The sequence below is a fragment of the Amycolatopsis sp. NPDC003861 genome, from assembly GCF_053605405.1.
The window spans coordinates 1-19,441 of record NZ_JBSGJD010000060.1 but is presented as its reverse complement, the minus strand read 5'-3'; the positions used below and the strand labels follow the sequence as shown (position 1 = coordinate 19,441).

18 protein-coding genes are annotated in these 19,441 nt (G+C 69.4%); 9 read left to right on the top strand and 9 right to left on the bottom strand.

Annotated features, from left to right (window positions below):
- The first annotated feature begins 24 nt into the window (after window positions 1-24).
- On the top strand, window positions 25-969 hold the full coding sequence (locus ACWEVN_RS17370; RefSeq protein WP_452051908.1) for a D-alanine--D-alanine ligase family protein: 945 nt from the start codon (window positions 25-27) through the stop codon (window positions 967-969).
- Window positions 970-1,092: 123 nt separating this feature from the next.
- On the opposite strand, the gene ACWEVN_RS17365 is transcribed toward ACWEVN_RS17370, so the two are convergent.
- From ACWEVN_RS17365 to rpmH, 9 genes are all read right to left on the bottom strand, one after another.
- On the bottom strand, window positions 1,093-2,103 hold the full coding sequence (locus tag ACWEVN_RS17365) for a ParB/RepB/Spo0J family partition protein (protein WP_449683018.1): 1,011 nt from the start codon (window positions 2,101-2,103) through the stop codon (window positions 1,093-1,095).
- Entirely contained in the window at window positions 2,100-3,026 is a 927-nt protein-coding gene (locus ACWEVN_RS17360) for a ParA family protein (RefSeq protein WP_396136865.1), read from the bottom strand. The genes ACWEVN_RS17365 and ACWEVN_RS17360 overlap by 4 nt, the downstream gene beginning before the upstream one ends.
- Window positions 3,027-3,103: 77 nt before the next feature.
- Window positions 3,104-3,766: a 16S rRNA (guanine(527)-N(7))-methyltransferase RsmG gene (rsmG, locus tag ACWEVN_RS17355; protein ID WP_452051907.1), complete on the bottom strand. Its 663-nt coding sequence runs from the start codon at window positions 3,764-3,766 to the stop codon at window positions 3,104-3,106.
- Window positions 3,767-3,979: 213 nt separating this feature from the next.
- A complete protein-coding gene (locus ACWEVN_RS17350; protein ID WP_452051906.1) occupies window positions 3,980-4,276 on the bottom strand; it encodes a DUF6886 family protein in 297 nt (98 codons plus the stop codon).
- A 68-nt stretch (window positions 4,277-4,344) separates the two neighbouring features.
- Window positions 4,345-4,902, bottom strand: coding sequence for a Jag family protein (locus ACWEVN_RS17345; RefSeq protein WP_449683021.1), 558 nt, complete (start codon window positions 4,900-4,902; stop codon window positions 4,345-4,347).
- Between the two features lie 30 nt (window positions 4,903-4,932).
- Complete coding sequence (yidC, locus tag ACWEVN_RS17340) at window positions 4,933-6,051, bottom strand: membrane protein insertase YidC (protein ID WP_452051905.1); 1,119 nt, start codon at window positions 6,049-6,051, stop codon at window positions 4,933-4,935.
- A 5-nt stretch (window positions 6,052-6,056) separates the two neighbouring features.
- Complete coding sequence (gene yidD, locus ACWEVN_RS17335; protein ID WP_452051917.1) at window positions 6,057-6,380, bottom strand: membrane protein insertion efficiency factor YidD; 324 nt, start codon at window positions 6,378-6,380, stop codon at window positions 6,057-6,059.
- 5 nt (window positions 6,381-6,385) lie between these two features.
- The gene (rnpA, locus tag ACWEVN_RS17330; protein ID WP_449683024.1) at window positions 6,386-6,823 is read right to left on the bottom strand and encodes a ribonuclease P protein component; all 438 of its coding nucleotides are present in this window, start codon (window positions 6,821-6,823) and stop codon (window positions 6,386-6,388) included.
- A 20-nt stretch (window positions 6,824-6,843) separates the two neighbouring features.
- A complete protein-coding gene (gene rpmH, locus ACWEVN_RS17325) occupies window positions 6,844-6,987 on the bottom strand; it encodes a 50S ribosomal protein L34 (RefSeq protein ID WP_043787046.1) in 144 nt (47 codons plus the stop codon).
- A 585-nt stretch (window positions 6,988-7,572) separates the two neighbouring features.
- Here rpmH and dnaA point away from each other — a divergent pair.
- From dnaA to ACWEVN_RS17285, 8 genes are all read left to right on the top strand, one after another.
- The gene (dnaA, locus tag ACWEVN_RS17320) at window positions 7,573-9,198 is read left to right on the top strand and encodes a chromosomal replication initiator protein DnaA (protein WP_449683025.1); all 1,626 of its coding nucleotides are present in this window, start codon (window positions 7,573-7,575) and stop codon (window positions 9,196-9,198) included.
- Window positions 9,199-10,035: 837 nt separating this feature from the next.
- Window positions 10,036-11,169, top strand: coding sequence for a DNA polymerase III subunit beta (gene dnaN, locus ACWEVN_RS17315; protein ID WP_310968343.1), 1,134 nt, complete (start codon window positions 10,036-10,038; stop codon window positions 11,167-11,169).
- 31 nt (window positions 11,170-11,200) lie between these two features.
- Window positions 11,201-12,091 (top strand): phosphogluconate dehydrogenase (NAD(+)-dependent, decarboxylating), encoded by an 891-nt coding sequence (gene gnd / locus ACWEVN_RS17310; protein WP_452051904.1) that lies wholly within the window; start codon window positions 11,201-11,203, stop codon window positions 12,089-12,091.
- A gap of 9 nt (window positions 12,092-12,100) precedes the next feature.
- The gene (gene recF, locus ACWEVN_RS17305; RefSeq protein ID WP_452051903.1) at window positions 12,101-13,255 is read left to right on the top strand and encodes a DNA replication/repair protein RecF; all 1,155 of its coding nucleotides are present in this window, start codon (window positions 12,101-12,103) and stop codon (window positions 13,253-13,255) included.
- 106 nt (window positions 13,256-13,361) lie between these two features.
- Entirely contained in the window at window positions 13,362-13,967 is a 606-nt protein-coding gene (locus ACWEVN_RS17300) for a DciA family protein (RefSeq protein ID WP_452051902.1), read from the top strand.
- A gap of 197 nt (window positions 13,968-14,164) precedes the next feature.
- Window positions 14,165-16,132, top strand: a complete 1,968-nt coding sequence (gyrB, locus tag ACWEVN_RS17295) for a DNA topoisomerase (ATP-hydrolyzing) subunit B (protein WP_452051901.1) — start codon at window positions 14,165-14,167, stop codon at window positions 16,130-16,132.
- 50 nt (window positions 16,133-16,182) lie between these two features.
- A complete protein-coding gene (gyrA, locus tag ACWEVN_RS17290) occupies window positions 16,183-18,720 on the top strand; it encodes a DNA gyrase subunit A (protein WP_449683029.1) in 2,538 nt (845 codons plus the stop codon).
- Window positions 18,721-18,770: 50 nt separating this feature from the next.
- The gene (locus tag ACWEVN_RS17285; RefSeq protein ID WP_452051900.1) at window positions 18,771-19,418 is read left to right on the top strand and encodes a DUF3566 domain-containing protein; all 648 of its coding nucleotides are present in this window, start codon (window positions 18,771-18,773) and stop codon (window positions 19,416-19,418) included.
- Window positions 19,419-19,441 lie beyond the last annotated feature (23 nt).

The following is a 19,441-nucleotide window of genomic DNA, read 5'->3' as shown; positions in this document are numbered from 1 at the left end:
GGGGCTAGCTAAGGAGTTTCCACGGTGGTCGATCGTACCGTTGCCGTGCTCGCCGGCGGGCTCTCGCACGAACGCGACGTCTCCCTGAGGTCCGGGCGGCGGCTGTCCGCGGCACTCAAGTCCGAGGGCTTCGGCATCGAGGAGTGGGACACCGACGGCGGCCTGCTGGAGCGGCTGCGCACCCAGCGGCCGGACGCGGTGGTCGTCGCGCTGCACGGCGGCGAGGGCGAGAACGGCTCGGTGCAGACGGTGCTGGAGATGCTGGACGTGCCGTTCGTCGGCACCGGCTCCCAGGGCTGCCGCCGCGCGTGGGACAAGCCGACCGCGAAGGCGTTACTGCAGAACGCCGGGTTCGTGACGCCGGGCTGGGTCGTGCTGCCGCACAGCACGTTCCGCGAGCTCGGGGCCCAGGCGGTGCTCGACGCGATGGTCGAGACGCTCGGCCTGCCGCTGATCCTCAAGCCGGACCAGGGCGGCTCGGCGCTCGGCACGCAGGTGGTCCGCGAGGCGGCGGAACTGCCGGCCGCGATGGTCGGCTGCTTCGCCTACGGCGACACCGTGCTCGCCGAGCGGTTCGTGGACGGCGTCGAGGTGGCCGTGACGGTCATCGAGGGCGAGGACGGGCCCGAGGCCCTGCCCGCGGTCGAGATCGTCCCGGAGAGCGGCGTGTACGACTACACGGCCCGCTACACCGCCGGCCTGACCGACTTCTTCACCCCGGCCCGGCTCGACGACGCCGCGGCCAAGGCGGTGGCCGAGTTGGCCGTCGCCGCGCACCGCGTGCTCGGCCTCCGCGACATCTCCCGCACCGACGCGATCGTCGCCCCGGACGGCACGGTCCACTTCCTCGAAGTGAACCCGTCGCCGGGTCTCACCGAGACGTCGACCGTTCCGATGGCCATCGACGCGGCGGGCAAGTCGCTCGGCACGGTGTTCGCCGATCTGATCGCGCGGGCGATTTCTCGCTGACCCCTCGCACGCGAAAGGCCGCCTCGGAACCTCCGTGGCGGCCTTTTTCGTGTGATCACTTCGCGTGTTCGTCACGGCTGCGATGAGCAATCATCACCGTGACGAAACACCCTGGGGTGATCCCTAATCGGTTTTCGGTGTCTGATTTGCCCCGTTCGCGTCGATGATCGCGACGATCCGTTCGAGGTCGTCGACCGACCCGAATTCGAGCGTGATCCGGCCCTTGCGGCGGCCGAGGTCGACCTTCACGCGGGTGTCGAAGCGGTCCGAAAGCCGGTTCGCGAGTTCCTGCAACCCCGGCGCCTGGATCGGCTTGCGCGGCGCGGGCTTCGGCTTGGCCGGCTTCTCGCTCTTCTTGAGCGTGACGGCTTCCTCGGTCGCCCGGACCGACATGCCTTCCGCGACGATGCGCGCGGCGAGCTCCTCCTGGCTGTCGGCGTCCTCCAGCGACAGCAACGCGCGCGCGTGCCCGGCGGACAGGACGCCCGCGGCCACCCGGCGCTGCACCGGCAGGGGGAGCTTGAGGAGCCGGATGGTGTTGGTGATGACCGGGCGGCTGCGGCCGATCCGGCTCGCCAGCTCCTCGTGCGTGACCGCGAACTCGTCGAGCAGCTGCTGGTATGCCGCCGCCTCTTCGAGCGGGTTCAGCTGGACGCGGTGGATGTTCTCCAGGAGCGCGTCGCGCAGCATCGACTCGTCGGCGGTCTGCCGGACGATGGCCGGGATCGCGTCGAGCTCCGCCTGCTGCGAAGCACGCAGCCGGCGCTCGCCCATGACGAGCTCGTACTCGTCGTTGCCGAGCTCGCGGACGACGATGGGCTGCATGAGCCCGAACTCGCGGATCGAGTGCTCGAGTTCGGCGAGCGCGTCTTCGTCGAAGACCTGGCGGGGCTGCTTCGGGTTCGGCTTGATCGAGCTGACCGGAATCTCGCGGTAGACCGCGCCGGCGACCTCGCCGCTGACCTCCGGACGCTGGCCGGCCGCGCCGTTCGCCGCGAACCAGCCCTTGTCGTCGGCCGCCTTCTTGTCCGCGGCCGCGCCGTCGGTGGGCGCGGGGAGCGGGCCACCGCCGGTGGGGCCGGTCGGGATCAGGGCGGCGAGGCCGCGCCCCAGCCCTCCTCGACGCTCGGTCATGTCGAACTACCCTTCTCCATCTGTGCGCCGCGCTCGGCGATCTCCTTCGCCGCGTCGACGTAGCTCATCGCCCCGCGCGAGCCGGGGTCGTAGGCGAGCACGGTCTGGCCGTACCCGGGTGCCTCGGACACCTTCACGCTGCGGGGGATGACGGTCTTCAGCACGGTGTCGCCGAAGTGGTTCCGCACCTCGTTCGTCACCTGGTCGGCCAGCTTGGTCCGGCCGTCGTACATGGTGAGGAGGATCGTCGAGACGCGGAGTTCGCGGTTGAGGTGCTGCTGCACGAGCTCGATGTTGCTCAGCAGCTGCCCGAGCCCTTCCAGCGCGTAGTACTCGCACTGGATCGGGATGAGCACCTCCTGCGCGGCGACCATCGCGTTGACCGTCAGCAGGCCCAGCGACGGCGGGCAGTCGATGAGGACGTAGTCGACACCGATCTCGTCGAGGATCTCCGAGGAGATCGCCTCCTTGAGCCGGGACTCGCGGGACGCCATCGAGACGAGCTCGATCTCGGCGCCGGCGAGGTCGATCGTCGCGGGGACGCAGAAGAGGTTGGGGGACTGCTCGGTCGGCTGGGCCGCCTCGGCGAGCGTCACCTCGCCGATGAGCACCTCGTAGATGGAGGGCGTCCCGGACCGGTGGTCGACGTCGAGCGCGGTGCTCGCGTTGCCCTGCGGGTCGAGGTCGACGACGAGCGTCTTGAGCCCGTGGAGCGCGAGCGCGGCGGCCAGGTTGACCGTGCTGGTGGTCTTGCCGACGCCACCCTTCTGGTTGGCGACGGTCAGCACGCGACGGCGGCCGGGGCGGGGAAGGGTCCCCTCCTCCGGGTGCAGCAGACGCGCGGCGCGGGCGGCTTCTTCGGCGATCGGCGTCCAGCCCACGTCGTGGCTGGTCTCCGTGGAGTCGGACGGCGGGGGATTCACCGGTCTCGACACCTCCTCCATCTAGACGTCTGGTCGGTGGTCGAGTCGCTACGTTTCACGTGGAACATCGCGGCCCGTTAACGCTTCCTGCTCCGCGCCTTCGGCTTGGCGGCTGCCGGCAGGCGACGGATCTTCACAACCGTGCTGGGGACCTCTAGTACTGCGGCACCGCACTCGACGATGAGGGGATCGGCCCCGCCGGCCTTGCGGATGGCGGCACCGTCCCGCTCGATCTCGTCCGCCGCGCTGGCGCCCTTGAGGGCGACCAGGAAGCCATCGGGACGGACCAGCGGCAGGCACCAGTCCGCGAGACGAGCGAGCGGGGCGACCGCGCGAGCGGTGACGATGTCGGCGCCACCGAGCTGCTCACGCACAGGCCGCTCCTCCGCACGTCCACGGACGACGGTGATCGGGAGTTCCAGCTTCTCGGCCACCTCGGCCAGCCAGTCCACCCGGCGGGCCATCGGTTCGAGCAAGACGATATCGAGGTCCGGTCGCGCGATCGCCAGCGGTACACCCGGAAGCCCGGCGCCGGACCCGACGTCGACCACGCGGGCCCCTTCGGGCATCTGCTCGCCGATCACCGCCGAGTTGAGCACGTGCCGTTCCCACAGCCGCTCGACTTCCCGCGGACCGATCAGCCCCCGCTCGACCCCGTGCCGCTCCAGGAGTTCGACGTACCCGGCCGCTTGGTCGACGTGCTCTCCGAACACTCGCGCCGCCGCCTGCTCCAAGCTCACTCCGCCTACTCCTCGTCCGCCGGTTTCACGTGAAACCGCGCTCGTTCGATTGTCCCCGATGAACCGGAGAAGACGAGCCGACAGTCCGAAGATGTGGACAACTCCACTCAGCCGGCCGCCGCCGGGGACCGTTCCACGTGAAACATCACCCGTGTAATTCGCTCGGCCGGGACGTCGCGTTGCCCAACCGGATGCCGCTGAAGCCGAGCGTGCTCACCGCCGCTGTGTCGACGAACGCCCACAGGTTCCGCATCGCCTCCAGCCACCCGACTCGATCGCGTGGACGCGGCCGGTGCCGAGCCACGCGCGGTCCGCGGCGGACGTCTCCGTCGTCACCCACTCCATTGCGCGGGGACACTGCCGCGGGAACCAGTAGTCCGGTGCGCGGGCCGCGTCGACCGCCCGGACGTACGCCTCGGGCTGCCGAGCCGTCGCTGCGCCGTGTGGCTCGAAGCGGGTGATCGACGGGTCATCGGAGAAGTGGACGACCTCGCCGGGCGCCGGGCGCACGCACACAAGAAAGCGGCCCCACCTGACCGAGTCAAGTGGGGCCGCTCTGCGCCTGAAGCGTCTGAGGCTCAGGACTCCGGGAAGATCACCACACGGCGCTTCGGGTCCTCGCCCTCGCTCTCGCTCGTGACGCCCGAGACCGTCGCCACCGCGTCGTGGACGACCTTGCGCTCGAACGGGCTCATCGGCTGCAGCCGGACGCGCTCGCCGCTCTTCAGGACCGACTCCGCCGTCGAGCGGCCGAGCTCCTTCAGCTCCTCGCGGCGGTCCGCGCGCCAGCCCGCGATGTCCAGCATCAAGCGGCTGCGGGAGCCCGTCTCCTGCTGGACCGCCAGGCGGGTCAGCTCCTGCAGCGCCTCGAGCACCGTGCCGCGCGGGCCGACGAGCTTCTCGAGGTCCTCGCCGCCGTCGATGCTCACGATCGCGCGGCCGGCTTCCACGTCGAGGTCGATGTCCCCGTCGTAGTCGAGCAGGTCCAGCAGGCGCTCGAGGTAGTCGCCGGCGATGTCGCCCTCCTGGACGAGGATGTCGTCACCGCCCGCCTTCTCCTCGCCCGCCGCGTCCGCTTCCGCGGCCGGGGTCACGTCGTCCTTATCGGCGTCGATCGTGTCGATCGTCTCCGACATCATTCGTCTCCTCTCCGAACCGGTCGCGCCTCAGCGGCGCTTCCGGCCCGACTTCCTGGTCGAGTCTTTGAGAAGGCCCGGCACGCCCGTGCCGTTGTCCTTCGAGCCGTTGGTGTCTGCCGGGGACGCCGCGGTCGCGCCGTCCGCCTTCGCGGTCGCCTCCGCCGGCGTGGTCTGGGCGAAGCCGTGGGCCGAGCCCGCCTTCGTGACCTTCTTCTGGGAGCCGGTCTGCGCGGGCTGGTTCTTCTTCTGCTGGACCGGCTTCTGACCGACCTTCGGGGCGGTCGGCTTCTGGCCCGGCTTCGGCCCGAGCGTCGCGCGCTTCTCGGCGGCCTCCGCCTTGCGGGCCGCCTCTTCCTTGTCGATCTTCGTGTAGACGAGCCGCTGCTGCATCAGGGTCCAGCCGTTGTTCGCCAGCCAGTAGAAGAGGAGGCCGAGCGGGAACAGCGCACCGAAGACGAGCACACCGAGCGGGAAGATGTACATCGTCAGCTTGTTCATGATCGCGGTCTGCGGGGTGGCCGACGCGGCGTTCTGCCGGGCCACCGAGTGCCGCGCGGTGAGGTGCGTGGCGATCGAGGCGACGATCATCAGCGGCAGGGCCACCGGGAGCACGCTCCAGTGGAAGCCGACGTTCGTGGCGCCACCGCTGACGACCCCGACACCGTTGTAGACGGCCTCACCGAGGTTGACGCCGAACAGCTTCGCGTTGACGTAGGACTCGACGTCGTGCTGGCTGAAGAAGTAGTTCTCGGTCTTCGGCCCGCCGCCGGGCGGCGGCATGGTGAACGCGCGCAGGACGTGGTTCAGGCCGATGAAGACCGGGATCTGGAGCAGCATCGGCAGGCAGCTGCCCAGCGGGTTGACGCCGTGCTCGCGCTGGAGCTTCTGCATCTCCGCGGCCTGGCGCTGCCGGTCGTTCGCGTACTTCTTCTGGATCTTCTTCATCTCCGGCGCGAAGTCCTGCATCTTCTTCATCGACCGGACCTGGTTCACGAACGGCTTGAACATGATGCCGCGGACCGTGAACGTCAGGAAGATGATGCCGAGGATCCACGCGACCGCGGTCGATTCCCCGAAGACGAACCCGAAGACCTTGTGCCAACACCAGAGGATGAAGGACACGGGGTAGTAGATGAAATCGAGCACTGCTGCTACTCCTCGATCGGTGTTTCAGGTCTGCGGTGTCGCCACGAGAACGTCTCGGGCACGGGGTCGCGGCCGGGTGGCGTCCAGGGGCCGCAGCGCAGCAGCCGGCGCAGCGCGAGGTAGGAGCCGCGGCCGGCACCGTGCCGGGTCAGGGCTTCGACTGCGTACGCGCTGCAGCTCGGGTAGAACCGGCAAGCCGGCGGGAGGAAGGGCGAGATCGCCTTGCGGTAGAGCTTGATGGGGAGCAGCAAGACCCACGCGACGGGACCGGGCCGGGGCGGCTCGGGTTCGACGTCGTGTTCGTGGTCGTGCTCGGGGGTGGCTCGCATGCCGGTCACACCGCTGATCCGTGGTCGGGGGCCGCGTCCGCGGGACGCGTCGGGCGGGGGACATCCCCGGCCGGACGGCGCGACGACAGAAGCCCCAGCCGACGCAACGCGGCGTCGAGATCGGACCCGAGCTCGGCGCTGGAAGCGGTCGACGACGGCGGCAATGCCCGTACGACCAACGCAGTACCGGCGGGCAGTGTTCCGAGCCGGTCCGAAACGAGATGACGCAACCGCCGGCTGACGCGGTGGCGGACCACCGAGTTGCCGACGGCCTTGCTCACCACAAAACCCGCCCTGGCCGCCGACGGCACAGCGTCGGCGGCCTCGGACGGGTCCGTGGTCAGCGCGTGGACGACGAGGCGGCGCCTGCCTGCCCGGGACCCGCGACGGAGAACCACGCGGAAATCCTCACTCCGCCGCAAGCGTGCGGCAGCCGGCAGCACAGCGCGCCCCGATCGTGCGATCAGGCGGACAGCGCGGCGCGGCCCTTGCGACGGCGGGCCGCCAGGATGGCCCGGCCGGCGCGGGTCCGCATGCGCAGGCGGAACCCGTGGGTCTTCGCGCGGCGGCGGTTGTTCGGCTGGAAGGTGCGCTTACCCTTGCTCACTGCTTCTCCTGTGTGTCGCGTCGGGCGGAAAGATTTCCTTCCCACCTGGCGTGTCGTGCGGGCGCACGGCAGTCTCTGGTGTCTCCTACCAACGTGTGGCCTCGTCACGACGAGCGACGACAACGTGGGCACGCGAAACGCACCCGTCGCATACGGGAGACCTTACGAGGGTACGCACCCCCGTCGGGCGGCCGGTAAGCACCCCCTCGGCCACGGTACGCGACCGCCCGGCGCGCCCGCGGAGTTCGACGCCGCGGCACCGAATGGCAACCCGCCGTGCACCGTGAAATGCTGGCCGCCCAGGATGCCTTGTGGCCGCGAGCGGGGCTTGTTAGCGTGCCTCTCTCGGGTCACCGGTCGAGGTGCACGAGTATCCGGGTGGTGGAGTGCCCACCGGCGTACGACGAGCCCGCAGGTGGCGGCACCACGGGTCGCCGTACATTAGTGCACAGCTGTGGACAACTATGTGGATATTCGCTGTGCCGGTGTGCGGGCAGGTTCCCTGCGCTCGCCGGGTGGAGTGACCGGGGCGTTCCGGGGGCCGGTTCGGCCGTCCACGGAGACGAGGGGAGGGGAGCCAGACAGGTGTCGGATCACCAGCACAATCTGGGTGTCATCTGGGAACAGGTGGTACGCGAACTGTCCGACGGGACCCTCTCCCCCCAGCAGCGCGCCTGGATGCGGGTGACCCGTCCGATCGGCCTGCTCGACGGCACGGCGCTCCTGGCGGCGCCCAGCGACTTCGCGAAGGAAGCGATCGAACGCGGGCTGCGCGGCGCGATCACCGACGCGCTCTCCCGGCGGCTCGGCCGCGCGATCTCCCTCGCGGTGAAGGTCGACAGCGCCGAAGCCGTCGCCCCGGCGCCCGCCCCCCGGTACGTGCCGTCACCCGGCCGGGTGGAAAACGGCGCGAGCCCCGAACCCGCCCCGCCGATGCCGGCCAACGGCGCCCCGATGATGCCGCCGCCGCGGCCCGAACCGGTGCAGCCGCCGATGCCGCGGCCGATGCCGGCGCACCAGGCCGTCGTGCCGAAGCCGGACGACGGCGACGACACCGACGAAGAAGTCGACGAAGAGGGCGAGGCGCTCGCCGCGGTCCACGAGATCTGGCCGACGTTCTCCGGCCAGCCGATCGCCGGCCAGCCCTACACCGCGCCGGCGCAGCCGCAGACGTCGAAGACGAAGCTGAACGAGAAGTACACCTTCGACACGTTCGTCATCGGCGCGTCCAACCGCTTCGCGCACGCGGCCGCGGTCGCCGTCGCCGAAGCGCCCGCCCGCGCGTACAACCCCTTGTTCATCTGGGGTGAGTCCGGGCTCGGCAAGACACACCTGCTGCACGCGGTCGGCCACTACGCGCAACGGCTCTTCCCCGGCATGCGCGTCCGGTACGTCTCGACCGAAGAGTTCACGAACGACTTCATCAACTCGCTGCGCGACGACCGCAAGGTCGCCTTCCAGCGGCGCTACCGCGACATCGACATCCTGCTCGTCGACGACATCCAGTTCCTGGAGGGCAAGGAAGGGACGCAGGAAGAGTTCTTCCACACCTTCAACACCCTCCACAACGCGAACAAGCAGATCGTCGTCAGCTCCGACCGCCCGCCCAAGCGCCTCGAAACGCTGGAGGACCGGCTGCGGACGCGGTTCGAGTGGGGCCTGATCACCGACATCCAGCCGCCCGAGCTCGAGACGCGCATCGCGATCCTCCGCAAGAAGGCGGCGCAGGACAGGCTGGCGGTGCCGGGTGAGGTCCTCGAATTCATCGCTTCGCGCGTCGAGGCGAACATCCGGGAACTCGAAGGCGCGCTGATCCGGGTCACCGCGTTCGCGTCGCTGAACCAGCAGCCGGTCGACAGCGCGCTCGCCGAGATCGTGCTGCGGGACCTGATCCCCGACTCGCACGCGCCGGAGATCACGGCGCCGACCATCATGGGCGTCACGTCCGAGTTCTTCGACGTCACGCTCGACGACCTGTGCGGCCCCGGCAAGACGAAGGCGCTCGCCACGGCCCGCCAGATCGCGATGTACCTCTGCCGAGAGCTGACCGACATGTCATTGCCGAAGATCGGGCAGACGTTCGGCGGCCGCGACCACACGACCGTCATGCACGCGGACAAGAAGATCCGCAAGGAGATGGCCGAGCGCCGGCGGATCTACGACCAGGTGCAGGAGCTGACGTCGCGCATCAAGCAGCGCGCCCGCCAGTAGCACATCCCTTATCCCGCAACGACTTCGGGGCGTCCACTCAATGTGGACGCCCCTTCGTCGTCTTTGGACACCTGAAGCACGCGTACGCCCGCGAAGCAGCGAAGGCGCGTACGCGTGCTTCGCCAAACTCGCGAAAATTGTTTGTACACAAGGGGTTTTCCCCACCGTGTGGGCGGATTGCCCACAGTGCCAACGGATCTCCCACCAGCACAGACACGGATTCCCTCCACACCCCGCCCACAGGCGATCCACAGCGCATCCACACCTTTGTCCACGCTGATTCCACAGGTTGCCCACATGCTGTGCACAGGAGGAGCCGATCACTCGGAAGAGCGATTCGGGCCGTCCTGTCCGCCCCCAGAAACAGTCCCGAACCTGGGGACAACCATGGGGACAACCAGGCGGATCTGTGGACGGATCCGGGGATGCCCGAAACCATCCACGGACGCCCCGGGTTACCCACAGGTCCACCACCACGGTTACCCACACGCCCGCGGACCGTCCGACCTGCGCGAACGAGCTCGATCCACACAATCCACAACACCTACTACTGCTACTGCCTTTAGATCTCTTCTAAGAGAGAAAAAGATAAAAACAGGCGGCGGACGAAGTTGGGGACAGCTGCGCGATCGAGTCGCCATGTCGACAAAGTCAAGGGGAGGCCGAGGTGACGGCGGCGCCCGCGACGGCCTAACGTGGACGCCTGCACCCGGTCCGCGCTCCGGCCGCTCACGCGGGGGTGGGCGGACCGGCCGGAGGGGGCAGCCGGTCACTGCCCCGCGAGAACGAGGCCTGGCCCGAGCCCGCACGGGGCTCGATCGTCGAAAGGATGCGCGCATGAAGATCCGCGTCGAGCGTGACGGGCTCGCCGACGCCGTCGCGTGGGTGGCCAGAAGCCTCCCCTCCCGGCCTCCGGTGCCGGTGCTGGGCGGTGTCCTGCTCGACGCCGGTTCGGACGGCGAAACCGACGCGCTGACGGTCTCCGGCTTCGACTACGAGGTCTCCGCCACGGTCGGGGTCCCCGCGACGATCGCCGACGGCGGCCGCCTCCTCGTGTCCGGGCGCCTGCTCGCCGACATCACCAAGGCGCTGCCCGCGCAGCCGGTCGAGATCTCCGTCGACGGCGCGCGCGCCACCATCACCTGCGGCAGCGCGCGCTTCTCCCTGCCGACCATGCCGGTCGAGGACTACCCGCAGCTGCCGTCCCAGCCCGCCTTCGCGGGCGAGCTCGCCGGCGACGCGTTCGGCCAGGCCGTCACCCAGGTCGTCGTCGCCGCGGGCAAGGACGACACGCTCCCGATGCTCACCGGCATGCGGCTGGAGATCTCCGGCAGCTCGCTGACCCTGGTCGCGACCGACCGCTTCCGGCTCGCCATGCGCGAGTTCACCTGGCAGCCGGCCGAGGGCCTGGCCGACGCCGCGGTGCTCGTCCCCGCGCGCACCCTCGCCGAGGCGGCCAAGACGCTCGGCGCGTCCGGCGCCACGATCCGGCTCGCGCTCGCCAGCGGCGAAGGCCTGCTCGGGCTGTCCGGCTCCGGCCGCTACACGACGACCCGCCTGCTCGACGCGGAGTTCCCGCCGTACCGCCAGCTGCTGCCGGCGTCGCACACCTCGCGCGCCGTGATCGAAGTCTCCGCGCTCACCGAGTCCATCAAGCGCGTTTCGCTGGTGGCGGAGCGGGGGACTCAGGTACGACTGGAGTTCGGGGACAACACGCTGCGGTTGTCCGCGGGCGGCGACGACGAAGGCAGCGCCGAAGAGGAGCTGCAGGTCGAGTACGAAGGTGAGCCGGTGACGATCGCGTTCAACCCGGGTTACCTCGTCGACGGCCTCGGCGCGCTCCACAGCGACCGGGCGGAGCTGACGTTCACCACGCCGAACCGCCCCGCGCTCATCAAGCCCGCCGACGCCGAGGGCAACGTCGTCCCCGGCTACCTCTACCTTCTGATGCCGGTCCGCCTCCCGGGCTGACCCGCTTTCCGTAGCACGTAAGGGGATCTCGATGGTTCAGCTCGGTCTGATCGGCCTGGGCAAGATGGGCTTCAACATGCGTGAGCGGCTGCGTGCGGCCGATCACGAGGTGGTCGGCTACGACCGCAACCCGGACGTCAGCGACACGACCTCGCTCGAGGACCTGGTGTCCAAACTGGACGGTCCGCGGATCGTCTGGATCATGGTCCCGGCCGGCGAGCCGACCCGGCAGACCGTCACCGAGCTGAGCAACCTGCTCGCCGGCGGCGACATGGTGATCGACGGCGGCAACTCGAAGTACACCGACGACAAGCTGAACGCCGACCTGCTCGCCGCGAAGAACATCGGTTACGTCGACTGCGGCGTGTCCGGTGGCGTGTGGGGCAAGGACAACGGCTACGGCCTGATGGTCGGCGGTGCGGCCGCCGACGTCGAGAAGGCGATGCCGATCTTCGACGCGCTGCGTCCCGAAGGCCCGCGCGAAGAAGGCTTCTCGCACGCCGGTGACGTCGGCGCGGGTCACTACGCGAAGATGATCCACAACGGCATCGAGTACGGCATGATGCAGGCCTTCGCCGAAGGCTTCGAGCTGCTCGAAGCCGCGAAGGTCGTCAAGGACGTGCCCGCGGTGATCAAGGGCTGGCAGCGCGGCACGGTCGTCCGGTCCTGGCTGCTCGACCTGCTCGTGCGGGCGCTCGACGAAGACCCGGAGCTGGACGACCTCGAGGGGTACGTCGAGGATTCCGGCGAAGGCCGCTGGACGCTGGAAGAGGCGATCAACAACGCGGTGCCGGCGCCGGTCATCTCGGCCGCGCTGTTCGCACGGTTCGCTTCGCGCCAGGAGCACTCGGCCGCGATGCGCGCGGTCGCCGCGCTGCGCAACCAGTTCGGCGGCCACGCGGTGAAGAAGGTCGGCGGGTAGGGAGCCCTGGTGTATCTGCGACACCTGCAGGTCACCGACTTCCGCTCCTGGCCACAGGCCGATCTCGCCCTCGAACCGGGGCCGACCGTGCTGGTCGGTCAGAACGGCCGCGGCAAGACCAACCTGCTGGAGGCGATCGGGTACGTCGCGACGCTGGGCTCGCACCGCGTCGCGACGGACGCGCCGCTGATCCGGCACGGCTGCGAGCGTGCGCTGGTCCGGGTCGCGGTGGTCAACGACGACCGCGAACTGACCGTCGAGCTCGAGATCACCAACGGCCGCGCGAACCGCGCCCGGGTCAACCGCGGCGCGGTCGGCCGGCCGCGGGACGTGCTCGGGATCCTGCGCACGGTGCTGTTCTCCCCGGAGGACCTCGCGCTCGTGCGGGGGGACCCGAGCGAGCGACGCCGGTTCCTCGACGAGCTCCTGGTGCTGCGCGCGCCGCGGTACGCCGGGGTCCGGGCGGACTACGAGAAGGTGCTGAAGCAGCGGAACGCCCTGCTCAAGACGGCCGGGAAACGCCGTACGGGACGTGAAGACCCGTACGCGCTCTCGACGCTCGAGGTCTGGGACGACCACTTGTCGGTGGCGGGCGCGGAGCTGCTGGCCGCGCGCCTGAACCTCGTCGCCGACCTCGCGCCGTACGCGGCTTCGGCGTACATGGGGGTCGCGCCGGACTCGCGCCCGGCGAAGATCGCCTACCGGTCGTCGCTGGGTGCGGCCTTGCCGGAGACGTACGGCGTACCGGACGGCGAACGGGCGCAACCCGAGGTGCTGAAGGACGTCTTACTCAAGGCGCTGGGTGAGGCCCGCAAGGCGGAGCTCGAGCGCGGCATCAGCCTGGTCGGCCCGCACCGGGACGAGCTGGAACTGATCCTGGGCCAGGCGCCGGCCAAGGGCTACGCGAGCCACGGCGAGTCGTGGTCGTTCGCCCTGGCGCTGCGGCTCGGCAGTTACGAGCTGCTGCGCGGGGAGGCCGGCGAGCCGGTGCTGCTGCTCGACGACGTGTTCGCCGAGCTGGACCGCAAGCGCCGGGCCCGGCTGGCCGAGGTGGCCGCGAGCGCCGAACAGGTGCTGGTGACCGCCGCGGTCGACGAAGACGTGCCCGGGGAGCTCACCGGGCACCGGTTCGTGGTGGCGGATGGTGAGATCACGCGTGGCTGAGCAAGGCGACCGGGCACCCCGGGTGACGGGCGGCACAAACCGCACCCGATCTGGGGACAAACCTGTGGACAGTGTGGATAACACGGTGAATGAGTTATCGCTGCCCGTGACTCTGCGGCCGGATGGGTGGCACAAAACGCCGAAAACCGACGCCCCGCCGTCGGCGGGTACCGAGCGTGATGACAACGCTGGGCCGAATGAGACACCCCCGACCGGGCGCGACCTCGCGCACGCCGCGCTGGAGGCCGCGAAGGCCAAGGCCAAGGAACGAGGTGTCCCGCCCGGACGCCGCCGTCCCGCGGTCGGTGGCGGGCAGAACCCCCGGCGGCGCCGCTGGTCGGGACCGGGCGCGGACGCGCGCGATCCGCAGCCGCTCGGCCGGCTGGTCTCCCGGCTGGTCAGCGACCGCGGCTGGAACGAGAGCGTCACCAGCGCCCGCGTCTTCGCGCAGTGGGCGCGGCTGGTCGGCGAAGACGTCGCCGAACACGCCCAGCCGGTCGCGCTCAAGGACGGCGAACTCACCGTCCGCGCCAGTTCGACGGCGTGGGCCACCCAGCTCCGGTTGCTGCAGGGCAAGCTGCTCGCGAAGATCGCGGCGGGGGTCGGCAACGGCGTCGTCAAGCGGATGCGGATCCAGGGCCCGACCGCCCCGAGCTGGCGGAAAGGGCCCCGCCACGTGCCGGGTCGCGGCCCCCGTGACACGTACGGCTGACCCGGGTTGCGCGATGCTCGGTTGAATGGGCCGAGAACGCATCCAGACCTCCCGAGATACGTCAAGACTCGGCTCGAACCGATTTCGTCCGTCTGTGACGCGTTCAGGGGTGTCCTTGCCGCATGTCAGCGGACGCGGCCAAGTACACTGGAGGAGAGCGAGCGTCCGCTCGGGCGAGACGAGGAGAAACAACGCCGGTGACCGAGAACAAGAGCGAGTACAACGCGTCGTCGATCACGGTGCTCGAAGGCCTCGAAGCGGTCCGCAAGCGCCCCGGCATGTACATCGGTTCCACCGGTGAACGCGGGCTGCACCACCTCGTCCAGGAGGTCGTCGACAACTCCGTCGACGAAGCGATGGCCGGGTACGCCACCAAGGTCGAGGTTACCCTCCTCGCCGACGGCGGCGTCCGCGTCGTCGACGACGGCCGCGGCATCCCGGTCGACATGCACCCCAAGGAGCAGAAGCCGACCCTCGAGGTCGTGCTCACCGTGCTCCACGCGGGCGGCAAGTTCGACAGCGACTCCTACGCGGTGTCCGGCGGCCTGCACGGCGTCGGCGTCTCGGTGGTGAACGCGCTGTCGACGAAGCTGCTCGCCGAGGTCAAGTACGGCGGCCGCAGCTGGCGCCAGGAGTACACCGACCAGATCCCCGGCCCGCTGGAGGACCTCGGCCCGGCGAGCGAGACCGGCACCACGATCACCTTCTGGGCCGACGGGAACATCTTCGAGACCACGACCTACAACTTCGAGACCATCTCGCGCCGGCTCCAGGAGATGGCGTTCCTCAACAAGGGGCTGACGCTGTCCCTGCGTGACGAGCGCGTCGCGGACGAGGAGACCGAAGAGGACGCCGAGGGCAAGGTCGCGCGGGTCAAGGAGAAGACCTACTGCTACCCGGGCGGGCTCGAGGACTTCGTCAAGCACATCAACGGCAGCAAGGAGCCGATCCACCCCAGCGTCATCTCCTTCGACGCCAAGGGCACCGGCCTCGAGGTCGAGGTCGCCATGCAGTGGAACACCGGGTTCACGCCGTCGGTCTACACGTTCGCCAACACGATCAACACCCACGAGGGCGGCACCCACGAAGAGGGCTTCCGCGCCGCGCTGACCCGCGTCGTCAACGCGTACGCGCGCGACAAGAAGCTGCTCAAGGACAAGGACGCGAACCTGACCGGTGACGACGTGCGCGAGGGTCTCGCCGCGATCGTCTCGATCAAGCTGTCCGAGCCGCAGTTCGAGGGCCAGACCAAGACGAAGCTGGGCAACAGCGAGGCCAAGACGTTCGTGCAGCAGACGTCGAACGAGTGGCTGGCGGACTGGTTCGAGCGCAACCCGACCGAGGCGAAGACGATCATCAACAAGTCGATCTCCTCGGCGCAGGCCCGGATGGCCGCGCGCAAGGCGCGTGACCTGGTCCGCCGCAAGGGCGCGCTGGAGATCGGCGGCCTGCCCGGCAAGCTGAAGGACTGCCGCTCCACCAAGCCGGAGGAGTGCGAGCTCTACATCGTCGAGGGTGACTCGGCCGGCGGCTCGGCCAAGGAAGGCCGCGACTCGATGTACCAGGCGATCCTGCCGATCCGCGGCAAGATCATCAACGTCGAGAAGGCCCGCATCGACCGCGTCCTCAAGAACACCGAGGTCCAGTCGCTGATCACCGCGCTCGGCACCGGCATCCACGACGAGTTCGACATCGAGAAGCTGCGCTACCACAAGATCGTGCTGATGGCCGACGCCGACGTCGACGGCCAGCACATCACCACGCTGCTGCTCACCCTGCTGTTCCGCTTCATGGCCCCGCTGATCGAGCACGGCCACGTCTTCCTCTCGCGGCCGCCGCTGTACAAGATCAAGTGGCCGCGGTCCGAACCGGAGTACGCGTACTCCGACCGCGAGCGCGACGCCGTCATCCAGGCGGGGGTCGAGGCCGGCAAGAAGCTGCCGAAGGACGACGCGATCCAGCGCTACAAGGGTCTCGGCGAGATGAACGCCGAAGAGCTGTGGGAGACCACGATGGACCCGGCGAACCGGCTGCTGGGCCAGGTCACGATGGACGACGCCGCCCAGGCGGACGAGCTGTTCTCGGTCCTGATGGGCGAGGACGTCGAGGCCCGCCGGTCGTTCATCACGCGCAACGCCAAGGACGTGCGCTTCCTGGACGTCTAGGCGTCCCCCGTTCTTCGTCCCGCTAGGCCCCCGCACCCGAGAAGGACCTCATGACGGAAACCTTGCCGCCGGCTCCGGAACACGACCGGATCGAGCCGGTCGACATCCAGCAGGAGATGCAGCGCTCCTACATCGACTATGCGATGAGCGTCATCGTGTCGCGGGCGCTGCCGGACGTGCGTGACGGCCTCAAGCCGGTCGCCCGCCGGATCCTGTACTCGATGTTCGACTCCGGTTTCCGGCCGGACCGCGGGTACAACAAGTGCTCGCGCGTCGTCGGCGACGTCATGGGCAACTACCACCCGCACGGCGACTCGGCGATCTACGACGCGCTGGTCCGGCTCGCCCAGCCGTGGTCGCTGCGGTACCCGCTGATCGACGGCCAGGGCAACTTCGGCTCGTCGGGCAACGACCCCGCGGCCGCCATGCGGTACACCGAGTCCCGGCTCGCGCCGCTGGCCATGCAGATGCTGGCCGACATCGAAGAAGACACCGTCGACTTCTCCGACAACTACGACGGCCGCACGCAGGAGCCCGACGTCCTGCCGGCGCGGTTCCCGAACCTGCTGGTCAACGGCGGTTCCGGGATCGCGGTCGGGATGGCGACGAACATCCCGCCGCACAACCTGCGCGAGGTCTCCGAAGGCGTCGCCTGGGCGCTGGAGAACCCGGACGCGACCGACGACGAGCTGCTGGCCGCGCTGCTCGTGCGGATCAAGGGCCCGGACTTCCCGACCAAGGCGATGATCCTCGGCACGTCCGGCATCGAGGACGCCTACCGCACCGGCCGCGGCTCGATTCGGATGCGCGCGGTCGTCGAGGTCGAAGAGGACGCGAAGGGCCGGACCATCCTGGTCGTGTCCGAGCTGCCGTACCAGGTCAACCCGGACAACCTGGTCGAGAACATCGCGAACCTGGTCCGCGACGGCAAGCTCACCGGCATCGCCGACATCGCCGACGAGTCCAACAGCCGCTCGGGCATGCGGATCGTCGTCACGATCAAGCGCGACGCGGTTGCGAAGGTCGTGCTGAACAACCTCTACAAGCACACCCAGCTGCAGCAGAACTTCGGCGTCAACATGCTGGCCCTGGTCGACGGCGTGCCCCGCACGCTGCGGCTCGACCAGATCATCCGGCACTACGTGAAGCACCAGGTCGAGGTCATCGTCCGGCGGACCCGCTTCCGCCTGAAGAAGGCCGAGGAACGGGCCCACATCCTGCGTGGGTACGTCAAGGCCCTCGACATGCTCGACGAGGTCATCGCGCTGATCCGGCGGTCGCCGTCCGCCGACGAGGCCCGGCCGGCCCTGATGGAGCTGCTGGACGTCGACGAGATCCAGGCGACCGCGATCCTCGACATGCAGCTGCGGCGCCTCGCCGCCCTGGAGCGCCAGCGGATCATCGACCAGCTGGCCGAGATCGAGCTGGAGATCGCCGACCTCAAGGACATCCTCGAGAAGCCCGAGCGGCAGCGCGCGATCATCCGCGACGAGCTGATGGCGATCGTCGAGAAGTACGGTGACGACCGGCGCACGAAGATCATCGGCTTCAGCGGCGACGTCACCGACGAGGAACTGATCGCGGTCGAGGACGTCGTCGTCACCATCACCCGCACGGGGTACGCCAAGCGGACGAAAACGGACCTCTACCGGTCCCAGAAGCGCGGCGGCAAGGGCGTGCAGGGCGCGACGCTGAAGCAGGACGACATCGTCCAGCACTTCTTCGTCTGCTCGACGCACGACTGGATCCTGTTCTTCACGAACAAGGGCCGCGTGTACCGGACCAAGGCGTACGAGCTGCCCGAGGCCAACCGCAACGCGCGCGGCCAGCACGTGGCGAACCTGATGGCGTTCCAGCCGGACGAGCAGATCGCCCAGGTCATCGAAATCAAGAACTACGAGGTCGCGCCGTACCTGGTGCTCGCCACCAAGCGCGGCCTGGTGAAGAAGACCAAGCTCACCGACTTCGACTCCAACCGCTCGGGTGGCCTCATCGCCATCAACCTGCGCGAGGGTGACGAGCTGGTCGGCGCGGTGCTGGCGGCGGCGGAGGACGACCTGCTGCTGGTGTCGGCGGAGGGCCAGTCCATCCGCTTCCACGCGACCGACGAGGCGCTGCGGCCGATGGGCCGCCCGACGTCCGGCGTGATGGGCATGCGCTTCAACGACGGCGACGAGCTGCTCGGCATCAGCGTCGTCAAGGAGGGCAAGTTCCTGCTGGTCGCGACCGACGGCGGGTACTCGAAGCGCACGGCGATCGAGGACTACCCGGTCCAGGGCCGCGGCGGCAAGGGCGTGCTCACCATTCAGCACGACCGCAAACGTGGCAGGCTGGTGGGTGCGCTCATCGTCGACGCCGAGGACGAGCTCTACGCGATCACCTCGAGCGGCGGCGTGATCCGCACGCCGGCGGGCGACGTCCGCAAGGCGGGACGGCAGACGAAGGGGGTCCGGCTGATGAATCTCGGCGAAGGCACCACTCTTCTCGCGGTCGCACGCAACGCGGACGAGCCCTCGGACGTCGCCAATGGTGACGCTCCCGAAGCGCCGGAAGCAGCTGACGAGACCACGGCGCAGCCCGAGCAGTAAGTTCACAACTACGGACAGCGCCCCACGGCACGGGTAAGGACTGACTCTTCGTGACACCGACCGACAATCCCGAGGCAGCGGGTTCGAACGGAACGCCGGCGAGCCCGCCCTGGCAGCGGGTGGACAAGGAAGGCGACGCCGAAGCGACGGTCAAGCTGGCCACGGAGGAGGCGCAGCCCGCCCCCACCACCGAACGCCCGGTGGTGACGGGCAGCGTAGCCCCCCGCCTCTTCGGCGGCAGCGCGGAAACGCCTCCCCCCGCGGCCGGCGAGGTCCCCCCGGCCTCGACGCAGCGAGCTCGCCCGAGCGCCCTGCGCCGCCCCGGCCGGGGCCCCCGCCGAGCATCCCTGCAGGTCAAGCGCTTCGACCCGTGGTCGGTCCTCAAGCTGTCCCTGGTCCTGGGCGTCGCAATGTTCTTCGTCTGGCTGGTCGCGGTCGGCGTCCTGTACACGGTGCTCGACGGCATGGGCGTCTGGGACAAGCTGAACGGAACGTACTCGTCCCTGGTCGGCGGCGAGGGAGCAAACGCCTCAGCTGAACCCCTCATCAGCGCCGGCCGCGTGTTCGGCATCGCCGCCATCCTGGGCGCGATCAACATCGTCCTGGTCTCGGCCCTGGCCACGGTGAGCGCGTTCATCTACAACGTCTCAGCCGACCTGGCCGGAGGCCTCGAGGTCACCTTGTCCGAACGGGAGTGACCCGGTTGCAGGGCCCCTCCGGG